Origin of the sequence: Caballeronia sp., from assembly GCF_049581465.1 — a bacterium.
GTDB lineage: Bacteria > Pseudomonadota > Gammaproteobacteria > Burkholderiales > Burkholderiaceae > Caballeronia.
Genome location: NZ_JBAUSA010000913.1, coordinates 1 through 12,069, shown reverse-complemented (window position 1 = coordinate 12,069; position 12,069 = coordinate 1). Strand labels below are relative to the sequence as shown.

At 60.3% G+C, this 12,069-nt stretch carries 12 protein-coding genes and 1 pseudogene; 5 read left to right on the top strand and 8 right to left on the bottom strand.

What is annotated here, in order from left to right; genetic code table 11:
- The 4 genes from WCA53_RS22445 to WCA53_RS22430 form a co-directional block, all read left to right on the top strand.
- Window positions 1-496: ATP-binding cassette domain-containing protein (locus tag WCA53_RS22445; protein WP_423915682.1), on the top strand; the 496-nt coding region annotated here is incomplete at its 5' end.
- On the top strand, window positions 493-1,530 hold the full coding sequence (locus WCA53_RS22440; RefSeq protein WP_423915680.1) for an ABC transporter permease: 1,038 nt from the start codon (window positions 493-495) through the stop codon (window positions 1,528-1,530). The genes WCA53_RS22445 and WCA53_RS22440, both read left to right, overlap by 4 nt.
- The gene (gene yjfF, locus WCA53_RS22435) at window positions 1,527-2,615 is read left to right on the top strand and encodes a galactofuranose ABC transporter, permease protein YjfF (RefSeq protein WP_423915678.1); all 1,089 of its coding nucleotides are present in this window, start codon (window positions 1,527-1,529) and stop codon (window positions 2,613-2,615) included. Before WCA53_RS22440 ends, yjfF begins: the two co-directional genes overlap by 4 nt.
- A 201-nt stretch (window positions 2,616-2,816) precedes the next feature.
- Window positions 2,817-4,559 carry an IlvD/Edd family dehydratase gene (locus WCA53_RS22430; RefSeq protein WP_423915675.1) on the top strand — a complete coding sequence of 581 codons (1,743 nt, stop codon included), beginning with the start codon at window positions 2,817-2,819 and terminating at the stop codon, window positions 4,557-4,559.
- A 74-nt stretch (window positions 4,560-4,633) separates the two neighbouring features.
- Here the strand turns inward: WCA53_RS22430 and WCA53_RS22425 are convergent, their stop codons facing one another.
- The 5 genes from WCA53_RS22425 to WCA53_RS22405 all read right to left on the bottom strand — a co-directional run bounded on the left by WCA53_RS22425 (window position 4,634) and on the right by WCA53_RS22405 (window position 7,609).
- Window positions 4,634-4,855: a hypothetical protein gene (locus WCA53_RS22425; RefSeq protein WP_423915672.1), complete on the bottom strand. Its 222-nt coding sequence runs from the start codon at window positions 4,853-4,855 to the stop codon at window positions 4,634-4,636.
- A 224-nt stretch (window positions 4,856-5,079) separates the two neighbouring features.
- Window positions 5,080-5,310: a hypothetical protein gene (locus WCA53_RS22420; RefSeq protein ID WP_423915686.1), complete on the bottom strand. Its 231-nt coding sequence runs from the start codon at window positions 5,308-5,310 to the stop codon at window positions 5,080-5,082.
- Between the two features lie 19 nt (window positions 5,311-5,329).
- Window positions 5,330-5,617 carry a hypothetical protein gene (locus WCA53_RS22415; protein ID WP_423915669.1) on the bottom strand — a complete coding sequence of 96 codons (288 nt, stop codon included), beginning with the start codon at window positions 5,615-5,617 and terminating at the stop codon, window positions 5,330-5,332.
- Between the two features lie 282 nt (window positions 5,618-5,899).
- On the bottom strand, window positions 5,900-7,291 hold the full coding sequence (locus tag WCA53_RS22410; RefSeq protein WP_423915667.1) for an FAD-binding oxidoreductase: 1,392 nt from the start codon (window positions 7,289-7,291) through the stop codon (window positions 5,900-5,902).
- Window positions 7,292-7,402: 111 nt separating this feature from the next.
- Window positions 7,403-7,609 carry a DUF1059 domain-containing protein gene (locus WCA53_RS22405; protein WP_423915665.1) on the bottom strand — a complete coding sequence of 69 codons (207 nt, stop codon included), beginning with the start codon at window positions 7,607-7,609 and terminating at the stop codon, window positions 7,403-7,405.
- A 538-nt stretch (window positions 7,610-8,147) separates the two neighbouring features.
- Here WCA53_RS22405 and WCA53_RS22400 point away from each other — a divergent pair.
- Window positions 8,148-8,657 carry a transglycosylase SLT domain-containing protein gene (locus WCA53_RS22400; RefSeq protein ID WP_423915684.1) on the top strand — a complete coding sequence of 170 codons (510 nt, stop codon included), beginning with the start codon at window positions 8,148-8,150 and terminating at the stop codon, window positions 8,655-8,657.
- 132 nt (window positions 8,658-8,789) lie between these two features.
- Here WCA53_RS22400 and WCA53_RS22395 read toward each other — a convergent pair.
- From WCA53_RS22395 to WCA53_RS22385, 3 genes and pseudogenes are all read right to left on the bottom strand, one after another.
- Window positions 8,790-9,074: pseudogene (locus WCA53_RS22395) on the bottom strand (type II toxin-antitoxin system RelE/ParE family toxin); the annotation flags it as partial.
- Window positions 9,075-9,106: 32 nt separating this feature from the next.
- Window positions 9,107-9,367, bottom strand: a complete 261-nt coding sequence (locus tag WCA53_RS22390) for a type II toxin-antitoxin system ParD family antitoxin (RefSeq protein ID WP_423915663.1) — start codon at window positions 9,365-9,367, stop codon at window positions 9,107-9,109.
- Between the two features lie 247 nt (window positions 9,368-9,614).
- Window positions 9,615-11,768 carry an ATP-binding protein gene (locus WCA53_RS22385; protein ID WP_423915661.1) on the bottom strand — a complete coding sequence of 718 codons (2,154 nt, stop codon included), beginning with the start codon at window positions 11,766-11,768 and terminating at the stop codon, window positions 9,615-9,617.
- Between the last annotated feature and the right edge of the window lie 301 nt (window positions 11,769-12,069).

Here is a 12,069-nt window from a genome sequence, read left to right as displayed (position 1 = left end):
TTGCCCGGAAGATCGCAAGAAGGAAGGCATTGTCGCGGACCTCTCGATCCGCGAGAACATAATTCTTGCGCTGCAGGCCCGGCTCGGCTGGTGGCGAAGCATCAGCAAGAAGAAACAGCGCGAGATCGCCGATGACTACATCGGGCGGCTCGGCATCAAGGCTCGCGACGCCGAGCAACCCATCGGCCTTCTGTCGGGCGGCAACCAGCAAAAGGTTCTCCTCGCGCGCTGGCTCGCGACCGAACCGAAGATGCTGATCCTCGATGAACCCACGCGCGGCATCGACGTCGCAGCTAAATTCGAAATCATGGACCGCATGCTCGCGCTGTGTGCCAAAGGGCTCGGCATCCTGTTCATCTCGTCGGAGGTCAGCGAGGTCGTGCGAGTCAGTCACCGGATTGCGGTGCTGCGGGACCGCTACAAGGTAGCCGAGGTCGCGGGCAATGCGACTTCGGAGGACCAGGTTTATCGACTGATCGCGGGAGGCAATCAATGAGAGTGTTCAAAGCCGCGTTGCAGCATCCGCTCGCCTGGCCCTGTCTCACGCTCGTGTTACTGGTCCTGCTCGATCTCACGCACAACGCGAATTTCCTGTCGATCTCGATGCTCGATGGACACCTGTTCGGCGCGCCGATCGACATTCTCAACCGCGCCGCGCCGCTCGTGCTCGTCTCGCTCGGCATGACGCTGGTCATCGCGACCCGCGGCATCGACATCTCGGTGGGCGCCGTCGTCGCGATTGCCGGCGCTGCCGCCGCCACCATTCTTGCCGACAATCCAGGCGGGGTCGGCGAAGCCCTCCTCGCGGCACTCACCGTGGGCGTGCTTGCGGGCATGTGGAACGGCGTGCTGGTCGCGTTCGTGGGAATGCAGCCGATTATCGCGACGTTGATTCTCATGGTGGCCGGCCGCGGCGTCGCGCAATTGCTGACCGGCGGCCAGATCATTCCAATCGGCTCGCCCGGCTATCTGTTCGTCGGCGGTGGCTATCTCGCTCGCATGCCCTGTTCGGTCTGGGTGGCGATTAGCGGCATTGTCCTGACCGCGTTGTTGATGAATCGCACGGCGCTCGGCCTCTTCATTCGCGCCATCGGGATCAATCCGGTGGCGACGCGTCTGGTCGGCTTGCGCTCGGGTGCGATCGTATTCGGCGTGTACACCTTCTCGGGACTGACTGCAGCGATTGCTGGGATTCTCGCCAGCTCAAACGTGCGCAGCGCCGATGGCAATAACGCCGGACTCCTACTCGAACTCGACGCGATCCTTGCGGTGACGCTCGGCGGCACGTCGCTTCTCGGCGGCCGGTTCAGCCTGGCCGGCACCGTGCTCGGCGCGTTGATCATCCAGACGCTGACTTACACGACCTATTCCATCGGCGTGCCGCCCGAAGCGACGCTGGTCGTGAAGGCTGCGGTGGTGCTGGTAGTCAGCGTGGTCCAGTCAGCCACGGCGCGCACGGTGCTTGTGCGTCATCTAAGACGTGTTTTCGCGGGTGTATCGAAAAGACCCATGACCGAGGCTGCAAAATGAGGAATCTCTTTGAGCGTCTGGTCGATCCGCGCACCCTGCCGATTGTCGTCACCCTCGTCCTGTTCGTCGCGCTGTTCGGCTTCGGCTCGGTGATGTACACCGGATTCTTCTCGATGCAAGTCCTGGTCGGCCTGCTGATCGACAACGCGTTCCTGTTGATTGTCGCGATCGGCATGACGTTCGTCATCGTGTCGGGTGGCATCGACCTGTCGGTCGGCTCCGTGGTTGCCCTGACGACGATTCTGTGCGCCGTGGGCACCGAGCGCCTGCATTGGCCCGTATGGGTGATCGTGCCGATCGTGCTGGTGCTAGGCACCTTGTACGGCGCGGCGATGGGCGCGCTGATCCACTTCTTCAAGCTGCAGCCGTTTATTGTCACGCTCGCGGGCATGTTCCTCGCGCGCGGCACGTGCTTCCTGATCACGACCCAGTCGATCACCATCAACGACCCCACGTTCCACGCCCTGTCCGGCTACCACCTCGGCATCGGCAGCGCTTCACTCTCGACGGGCGCGCTGATCGCCATCGTCACGCTGTTGATCGCGATTTTCGTCGCGCATTTCACCCGCTTCGGTCGCAACGTCTATGCGGTCGGCGGCAACGAGCGCTCCGCGTTGCTGATGGGTCTGCCCGTCGCGCGCACGAAGGTCGGCGTCTATGCGTTGAGCGGATTCTGCTCGACGCTCGGGGGTGTCGTGTTCACGCTGTATGTGCTGTCGGGCTATGGGCTGCAAGGCCAGGGCATGGAACTCGACGCGATCGCCGCCACGGTGATCGGCGGGACCTTGCTGACGGGCGGTGTCGGCTATGTGATCGGATCGGTGTTTGGCGTGGGCATTCTCGGCACGATCCAGACGCTGATCACCTTCGACGGCACGCTTAGCTCGTGGTGGACGCGCATTGTCATCGGCGCGCTGCTCTGTGCGTTCTGCCTCCTGCAGCGGTTTATAGAACGGCACGCGGCACGCCGCAAATCGAGCGGCCCAGGCCTTGGCAAGCGAGTGAGCGCCAGGCGAACCCGGCGACCCACGCAACCCGATGGCACCGACCAGGCCGAACCTCTCGCGATGGAGCCAGGAAGATGAAGCGCCCCGCGAGATTTAATTCAACGCCCCCTGCCGGCACGCTTCGCTTGGGCGAGTCGCTGCAAGGACACAACCACGGACGTGCGAGGGGATATCCCGACTGCACCTGAGCGCCTGACTTGCACCGGCGTTTCGCGCACCGGTCAGCCGCATTTGCATATTTAGAAGTATCTAGCCACTCAACGATTGACGAGAAAACGCATGTCTACTGAAAAACGCCCGCTCCGTTCTACCCAATGGTTCGGCACCGCCGACAAGAACGGTTTCATGTACCGAAGCTGGATGAAAAACCAGGGCATTCCGGATCACGAATTCCAGGGCAAGCCGATCATCGGCATCTGCAATACGTGGTCCGAACTCACCCCGTGTAACGCACATTTCAGGAAGCTTGCCGAGCACGTGAAGCGCGGTGTGTTCGAGGCGGGCGGTTTTCCGGTGGAGTTTCCAGTCTTCTCGAACGGCGAATCGAACCTGCGCCCGACCGCGATGTTCACGCGCAACCTCGCGAGCATGGATGTAGAGGAGTCCATTCGAGGTAATCCGATCGATGCCGTCGTGCTGCTCGTCGGATGCGATAAAACCACGCCGGCGCTCTTGATGGGCGCGGCAAGTTGCGACGTGCCGGCCATCGCGGTGAGCGGCGGACCCATGCTCAACGGCAAGCATCATGGCAAGGATATCGGTTCGGGCACGGTTGTCTGGCAACTGAGCGAGCAGGTCAAGGCGGGCAAGATCACGCTGCATGAATTCATGTCGGCCGAAGCGGGCATGTCGCGCTCGGCAGGAACGTGCAACACCATGGGCACCGCCTCCACGATGGCCTGCATGGCCGAAGCACTGGGCGTCACGCTGCCGCACAACGCGGCGATCCCCGCAGTCGATTCGCGCCGCTACGTGCTCGCGCACATGTCGGGCATGCGGATCGTCGAGATGGCGCTAAACGATATCCGGCTTTCCAAACTGCTCACGCGCGAAGCGTTCGAGAATGCGATCCGCGTGAACGCGGCGATCGGCGGCTCGACCAATGCCGCGATCCATTTGAAAGCGATCGCGGGGCGCATGGGCGTCGATCTCGAACTCGACGACTGGACTCGCGTCGGGCGCGGTACGCCGACGCTTGTCGACCTGCAGCCCTCGGGCCGTTTCCTGATGGAAGAGTTCTATTACGCGGGCGGGTTGCCGGGGGTGCTGCGTCGTCTGGGCGAAGCGGGGCTGCTGCCTCATCCCGATGCCCTCACGGCCAACGGCCACACCCTCTGGGACAACGTAAAGGATGCGCCGATCTACGACGAGGAAGTCATTCGCCCGATCGACCGGCCGCTGGTCGCCGACGGCGGCCTGTGCATCGTGCGCGGCAACCTGGCGCCCAACGGCGCGGTGTTGAAACCCTCGGCGGCGACACCGGCGTTGCTCAAGCATCGCGGACGTGCGGTTGTATTCGAGAATTTCGACGACTACAAGGCGCGCATTGCCGATCCCGATCTCGATGTCACCGCTGACTCAATCCTCGTGCTGAAAAATTGCGGACCAAAGGGCTATCCGGGCATGGCCGAGGTCGGCAATATCGGCTTGCCTCCGAAGTTGCTGGCGCAGGGCGTGACGGACATGGTGCGCATCTCGGACGCCCGTATGAGCGGGACGGCGTATGGCACGGTGGTCTTGCACGTCGCACCGGAAGCGCGCGCGGGTGGCCCGCTTGCGGTGGTGAAGGAAGGTGACTGGATCGAGCTGGATTCCATGGGCGGGACGTTGCATCTTGACGTAAGCGACGCGGAACTGACTGCGCGGCTCGCCGATTGGGCCGAAGGACAGGCCGTGGTGCCGGCGGACACGAGCGGGTACCGCAAGCTCTATGTCGACCATGTCATGCAAGCCGACCAAGGTTGCGATTTTGATTTTCTGGTGGGGTGCAGGGGAGCGGAGGTGCCGCGCCATTCGCATTAAAAACGAAACTGCGCGGTTCGGCGGGTGGTGAGTGCGGGGCGGATCTGCTTTTGGAGCCGCCCCAACCTCCCCGTTCAAACCGCTTGCGCAACGCCCCCCCGGTCGATCTGCGCAATCCCGTACTCAATGGCGTATTGACACGCTGAATCAGCATCGACAAAACTGCCCAGAACCGACGAGGCCCTTTGCGATTCGTCTGCCCGTCCAATAATGAGCATCGACGCATAAGTGCCGTCGTCATAAGCGGCAAGCGGAATAAGCCTGAATCCTTTGTACATGACTTCTACTTTGGACATATCGTCCTCTCTCAGAATTTAATTATATTTAGAAACACTATAGCGAGCGAAAACGTCACTCGTGGTCGGACGCACTGCAAGAGGGCCGAGCATACACCGTCAATAAAATATTTTCATGACAGGGCGCCGCATTTTCACCGGCCGTAAATAGACTGAAGAATATCGGCGCGAGTGTGATCAAAAGCCCATTAACCGAGCAAAGCGGTGATTGCGCGACCGGAACATCAGTCGCGCAATTGGTAATGCCAATCATGCCAATCTATGCCAATCTGCTTATCAAGCTGCACACACCTGAACCGGCTGAACCCTTTTTTACCGGCGATAACATTTTCACCCACTGCGGCTTCCGCAAATCCCGCCGGCGCATAAATCTTCACCTTACCGGCTTTTAAATCGGCTTCGTCGACAATACCGCGAATGCCACCATAGGGGTCCGCGTGACTATGCGTGTAAATAACGTGGGTGATCGGGCGATCACCGAGATGCGTGATTTATGTTCAGCGTGGCATTGCGCCACAAGCTGAAGTTCACTGAGTCCGGCGCATTATTTTCCGGGCCGCCGGTAATAAATGAAAACTGCCCTAAATTCCAGGCAGCGCCGCCTTTGGTGCTTGGAATAACGTCGGCGTCCAGCAATGTGGCGATCAGCCCACGGCTCGCGTCCTGAAAATCCTGAGTGTCATTGAACGCTAACTGATTTGCATAAAGGGAGTTTGCTTCCAGCGTTGCCTTGGTCGGTGGCTTCGAGCCGATGCCGGTCATCTTGCATGCAATGACTGCCGTTGCGCGACTGGCCGGGCGATACTGCCTCGACGACGGTATGGTCGAGGCGGTACGGGTTCGTGGTGTGTGGGTTCAAGCGAAACCGATCCACGACCGCTTCATGAGCCGCGTCATGCCGTTGCTTCATTGCATAACGCGCAATGGTTCGTGGTTGCATCGACTGTCTGGTCGAAACAAATCCACAGGTCGCGTATGACGCATCGGGCCGGGCTTTGGTCCAAAGCCAAAGACTACAATCCGGCCGATGCGTTGACGAGTCGATCACAAAGCAGAGGGCTTGATATTCTGGTTGTGCCGGAACAAATTGCGCGGGTCATACCGGTTCTTCGCCGCAACGAGACGCTCATAGTTCGGGCCATAGGCCGCGCCGACGCGCTCCTTTTCGTCCTCCGTCATAAAGTTCACGTACACGCTGCCCAACGCAAACGGCGCGGCCGTCTCAAAAAATGCGCGCGCCCATGCGATGCATTTCTCATCGTCACTCGCGTCGTTCCAGCGTCCATGCACATTCATTGCGTATTCCGTGTCTCGATTTGGATAGGCAGTGGTATCGACCGCAACACGGCTCGCCTTGCCGCCGATAAGACCGAAGAAGATCTCGCATTGCGGCGACGGCAGCTTGCCGATCGCATCCACCACGGCGTCGATCAGCCCATCCTGCAACTCGCCCAGGTTGTGCGATTTCCAGAAATTGCGCGCGCCGGGGGCGAGCAACGGATCGAACGCCTGCTGCCACTTTGCGTACGGCATCGGACCCAGATGCTCGCCGTAGGGCGTGCCGAAACGGCGAAATTCCTCAACAACACGCGGACCCTCTTCGACCGGCCCGGTGTAGCAGATTGCAAATGCAAGGATCGGTTTGCCATGCACCTCCGGCGGCAGGAAAGGCAATGGCGGTGCGAGTCGCAGCACGGCCCATACGCAGAGTTCTTCCGGCATGGTGGCCACCGCCGCGCGATATTTCACGAGGGCCTCTTTTGCTTGTTCCAGCGGCAGCACGATGAGCCCGCCGAACACCTCGGGTCCCACCGGATGTAGCTGGAATTCGAACATCGTCACAATGCCGAAGTTGCCGCCGCCACCGCGAATCGCCCAGAACAGGTCTTCGTGCGCGTCCGCACTGGCGTGAAGCCGCTCCCCGTCGGCCGTGATAATGTCCGCCGAGATGAGATTGTCCACTGACATCCCATAACGTCGGCTAAGCCAGCCGAATCCGCCGCCGAGCGTCAATCCCGCCACGCCTGTGGTCGAATTGATCCCGAGCGGAGTCGCCAACCCGAATGCTTGCGCCTCGTGGTCGAAATCGGCCAGCGTCGCACCCGGTTCGACGTAAGCGCGTAGTTTTCCCGGATCGATGCGCACCGATTTCATCGCAGACAAGTCGATCATCAGACCGTCGTCGCACACACCGCTGCCCGCAATGTTGTGCCCGCCGCCTCGCACGGCAAGCAACAGGTTGTTGTCGTCGGCGAAGGCCACCGCGCGGCGGACATCGGCCACGCCCGCACACCGCACGATCACTGCCGGGCGCCGGTCGATCATTGCATTCCATATGCTGCGTGCCTTGTCGAAACCGGCATCAGCAGGCAGCAATACCTCCCCTCTCGTTGCGGCCTTTAATTCGTCGAGTGCGTGGCTGGGCAAATTGGGCATAGCGAACCTCCACGGATGCAGACAAGCTTTCAGGTATCTAGTTAGAACACCTAATATATCTAATTGTCAAAATTAAAATCCCCGGAATGATCCAGTTCGCGACGTCTACCGCTACGCGACGCGGGCCTCGGGCGGCGTGCCCTCGTGAAACATCGCCGTCAGTTGTGTGCGCAATTCCGGTGAATCGGCATGCTTGTGTACGGTGACCGCGTGCTGCACCGCCGCTTCGAGCAACTCGCTGTCGGAGTCTGCGGAAAGTGCGATCGAGCAATTTATGTCGCTCGGGAATTCGCGGCAATCGATGTATTTGCGCGTCATGACGTTCTCCTCATGCGAAGGGGTCATGCAAGCTACTGAAATGGCTGCGCGACGCGGCGCGTAGCTGTCAACGGCGCTAACGTGCCGTATCCGTCGAAATGATTTTGAAAGTATAGGTCGCGGTTGACAAATTTCGAGTGATCCGCCGAAATTAAGCGCGTCCTCCTGGATGCATCGACGAGGCGCGCCACCGGCGGCACTCTCACCCGTAGTCGTTGAGTTCCAGTCAGGCTGCGACGCTAAAGCGGAAGGTCGCGATTGCGTGCGCCCGCGGGTCGACGCGAGCGTCACGGCGGCGGCCGTCTAGGTCCGAAAGCATTCAAAAAACGGCGAAACGCATGCTGTTAAGGGCCAAGAGCCTGATTTGCAAGGTTTTTTCGCATGGGTATAATGCGAACTTCCTTCAGAGGGTGACTTCTTCATGAGCCGACTACTTTGCTTGCTGACACTGACCCTTGGCCTCGCGCAGGGGGTTGCCGCTCAGGAGCAGAGTCAGCAAGCGCCTCAAGCGCCACAAGCAACGCCTCAAGCCGCCCCTCTGGAAACATCGTTTTCTCCCGCCGCCTCCCCCGCCAGTCAAGACGCCGCAGCCAGCGACGCAACCACCCAGACGACTCACCAGGTTTCCCGCATGCTCTCCGAAAAGTTCGGCGTGGCGCGGGCGAAAGCCGAGCAAATTTCCGCTGCGGTCATGTCGGCGGCATCGAAATATTCCCTTCCTCCCGCGCTGCTTCTTGCCATCATTTCCATTGAATCGCGTTTCAAGGAGAAGGCGCACGGCGCGAATGGCGCGACCGGTTTGATGCAGGTGGTGCCGGCGGCGCACCGGCGACTTGTGCGCAATATCGACTTGACGCAAGCCGAAGCGAACATTGAGGCGGGCTCCGCGATTCTTCACGGTTACGTCGAGTCGGCTCAAGGCGACGTCGGCGCCGCCCTCAAGAGCTATGGCGGCTCGAAGGCCTATGCGGAAAAGGTCAGCCTGCAGGTGCAGAAGTTCGCGCCGCAGACGGCTTTGCAAACCGCGTCTGAGGCAACGCCGGATTGAAGGGCGGGGAGCGCTCTTGGTCCAGATGAACGCCTTGGGCGTTCCGCTGTGACGGGTTGGCTGCTTGATACCGATGTCGTGTTGTAGCTACGCCGTCTCAAGCCAGAACTGAAAGTCGCGGGGTTTGTGGAGTCACAACAACCCGAGCAGGCTCCACCAGTCGGGCGAGGCGTGCAGTACCCGAATGATCGTCACTCCATCAGGACGGGGCAGGTAGAAGATGAGAAAATTTTCGAACCCATCAATGCCCCACTTCCGCATACCGCTGAACTCGGGACGATGAAGCATCACTGAAGCCCCCATCCTGGGTTGCGTGGCCAAGAGCGCAAAGCTTGTCTCAGCGTTGTCCATGAAGCGCTCAGCTGTGCTTTGACCTGCTTCCTCCGCCAGGTAGACATAGTGCTCGATCAGGTCATTCCGTGCAGCAGGTTACTGGTACACACGCGGCATCATCTACCGTTCTGTCGGGCTTTGAGCTTGGCCAGGGCTTCCTTGCGAATGGTTTTCCATTCATCGGGCGTGAATTCGGTCGCTTCGCCCTGCAGGCCAGTCAACAGCAGCGCTTCCAACTGGTCTTCGGCCTTGCGCTTTTCATCGCTGCGGATAAGTTCACGCACGTATTCGCTGGCGCTACTGTAGCGGCCCGTTGATATTTGAGCGTCCACGAACTGTTTCAGCGGTTCAGGCAGCGAAATATTCATGCTTTCCATGGCGTTCCCCCTATTCATACACTTGTCAATAATATAATTAAAATGGCATAAAATGGCATAAAATTGCATAAAATGGCATAAAATGGCATAAAATGGCATAAAATGGCATAAAATGGCATAAAATGGCAATAACTGTCATCGATGCCCGTAAAAATAGGCCGATCTGCGTCTCGTTCCCGTAGAGACGGACGCCACCCCGCCCTACACTCACCGCTTGCAGAATCGGCCTAATCTCTTCCCCCCGCCCCTAACTCCTCACAAGCTCCTTCAACTCATCAATATTGAACGGCTTCGCAAGAATCGTCACGCCCGTATGGCGTGCGCGCTCGAATTCATCGGCGTAGCCAGTCATTAGCGCGATGCGTTGCAAAGGCCATGTCCCACGCACCTTCTCCGCCAGGTCGATGCCATTGAGCCGTCCAGGCATCTGGATATCCGACAACACCAGGTCGAAGCGCGTGCCCTCGCTCAGGACATCGAATGCGCGGTCGGCCGTCGTCTCATGTCGCACCGCGCAGCCAAGGGTTTCAAGCACCGCAGCCACGCCCGCCGCCACTTCTTCGTTGTCCTCCACCAGCAGGATCGACCCCGGCGCTGGCTGCGCTTCGTTACTCGCATCGATCGTATGCGCGGCGTGCGGCGCCGCCGCCTCGCACGAACCCGTGAACCGGGGCAAGTACAGGCGCACGGTCGTGCCGCGTCCCACCACACTGTCCAGACGCGCCGTGCCGCCAGCCTGCTCACTCGTCGCCAACACCTGCGCGAGCCCAAGCCCCGTGCCGGAACCACTCAGTTTGGTCGTATATAACGGCTCGAACGCGCGCCGCGCCGTGGCCTCGTTCATGCCTGTGCCGCTATCGGTAAATGCGAGCAGCACGTATTCACCATCGGCAAGTGCGTTGTCGGCAGTGACGCGCACGTTCTGGCAACGAATCACGAAACGGCCGCCTTGCGGCATGGCATCGCGCGCATTTACCGCAATGTTGATGATCGCAAATTCAAGTTCGGCAGCATCCGCGCGAACGCACCAGATGTCGGGCGACACCTGTACCTTGAGCTGAATCGTTTCTCCGACGGCCGTTTCGATCAAGCTGGACGCCGCAGGCAGCCAGCGCGCGAGATCGATCGGCTCCTGCTTGAGGGGCTGCTTGCGCGCCACGCTCAACAGCCGCCGGGCAAGCGATTGCGCCCCAACCGTCGCACGCTCGACGGCCAGCACCTCCCGCTCGACACCATTGAACTTCTTGCGCCGCACGAGTTCCATATTCGCCGACACGACCATCAGCAGGTTGTTGAAGTCGTGAGCCACGTTCGCGACGAGATTGCCGAGCGCGCCCATGCGCCGCAGTTGCCGGCTGGACGCTTCTGCCGACAGCCGCATCGCGACTTCGGCCTGCCAGCGCTCCCATGCGGCCTGCTGCGCCTTGAGCTGGCGCAACGAAAACAACACGAGCAGCCAGACCGCTACGCAAGGAGCCGCGGTAATGACTGCGATCATCAGGTAGTGCTGGCGCCATTCGTTGAAGATCACGCTGGTCGGGATGCCGCTCACCACGTACAGCGGATAGTCGCCAACGCGCCGGAAGGCGACCAGCCGCTCAACGCCGTCGATAGTGGAAGTCATGCGCATGTGGCCGAACAACTCGTTGTTGCGCATGGCGGTTGTAAAAAGCGAGTTGCTGGCGTGCATTCTGCTTGGCCGGGCAGGCGGTTCGCGCACAAGAAGGCCGCCGTCGCGACGATACAGCGCGACCGTCACCGGCGGCCCACCATTGGATAAATCGCGGTAAAAGTCGGAGAAATAAGCGCGTCGCAACGCAATCGACACGACCCCCGCGAAGCTCCCGTCGCTTGCGCTGCGTGCGACGTTTGTCGTGAACACATCGGTTTGCGCGATCTTGCCGATTAGGGGAAGCGAGTAATACGGTTCGGGGCGGATGGCGCGCGCCGAGGTGAAGTCGTCGCGGTCGGCGATCGAGACGTTCGGCACGGGGAAATAGCGATTGCTCGCGAGCATCTCGCCGGTCGTGCCGAAGATCGCAATGCTGGCGACCTGCGAAAACGATCCGCCGATTTCGCTCATCCGTTCATGGAGGAGCGCCTGATTCTCGCGAATGCGAGCGTCGTTGTCATCGTCAAGTAATTCCACGATGCGCGCCGCCATTTCGCGGTTCAAGTCGATGACCTTGGTCGCGTGCTCATCGGCGACACGGGCCACGCGATCGGCGATATCGCTCGCGTCCGCTATGCGCCGCTGGTAGTCGTAATACCCGTATCCAACCAGGAAGGCGACCGGAAACGCGATCGATGCTGCCAGGACAATCAGCAGGATGCGCCGGGTTGCAGCGAAGTTGCGCAATGGCAACGGGAGGTCGATTGCCGCGGAATCGGCAGAGTGCAAGGCTCGAAGTCTCCAATCCAGGTGAAAAAACGGGCAACGGGGGCCGCGCATGAACGTACGGCGAAGTGTGACATATCGTGGGGGCCGGCTGGCGGCTTTGGGGTTTTGGTTCTGCTTAGGGAGAGTGTGGGCTAGGCGGGGTGCTGCTCGCGGAGAGTGTGGGGCTAGGGTGAAGGGGGTGCTGCTCGCGGAGAGTGCGGGTCTAGGATTGAGTCCTTCTGCTTGCGTGGTCGTTCTGCTTAAGTCGGATTTTCTTGCTTATTTCTGTTAGCCCCTATCCGGGGCGGGACTTCATTTCTTT

Bases quoted from the DNA above. Each gene is read 5' to 3' on its own strand.
- WCA53_RS22405 (WP_423915665.1), bottom strand. From the start codon at position 7,609: ATGACGCGCAAATACATCGATTGCCGCGAATTCCCGAGCGACATAAAT.
- yjfF (WP_423915678.1), top strand. From the start codon at position 1,527: ATGAGGAATCTCTTTGAGCGTCTGGTCGATCCGCGCACCCTGCCGATT.
- WCA53_RS22440 (WP_423915680.1), top strand. From the start codon at position 493: ATGAGAGTGTTCAAAGCCGCGTTGCAGCATCCGCTCGCCTGGCCCTGT.
- WCA53_RS22430 (WP_423915675.1), top strand. From the start codon at position 2,817: ATGTCTACTGAAAAACGCCCGCTCCGTTCTACCCAATGGTTCGGCACC.
- WCA53_RS22390 (WP_423915663.1), bottom strand. From the start codon at position 9,367: ATGGAAAGCATGAATATTTCGCTGCCTGAACCGCTGAAACAGTTCGTG.
- WCA53_RS22425 (WP_423915672.1), bottom strand. From the start codon at position 4,855: ATGTCCAAAGTAGAAGTCATGTACAAAGGATTCAGGCTTATTCCGCTT.
- WCA53_RS22410 (WP_423915667.1), bottom strand. From the start codon at position 7,291: ATGCCCAATTTGCCCAGCCACGCACTCGACGAATTAAAGGCCGCAACG.
- WCA53_RS22415 (WP_423915669.1), bottom strand. From the start codon at position 5,617: ATGACCGGCATCGGCTCGAAGCCACCGACCAAGGCAACGCTGGAAGCA.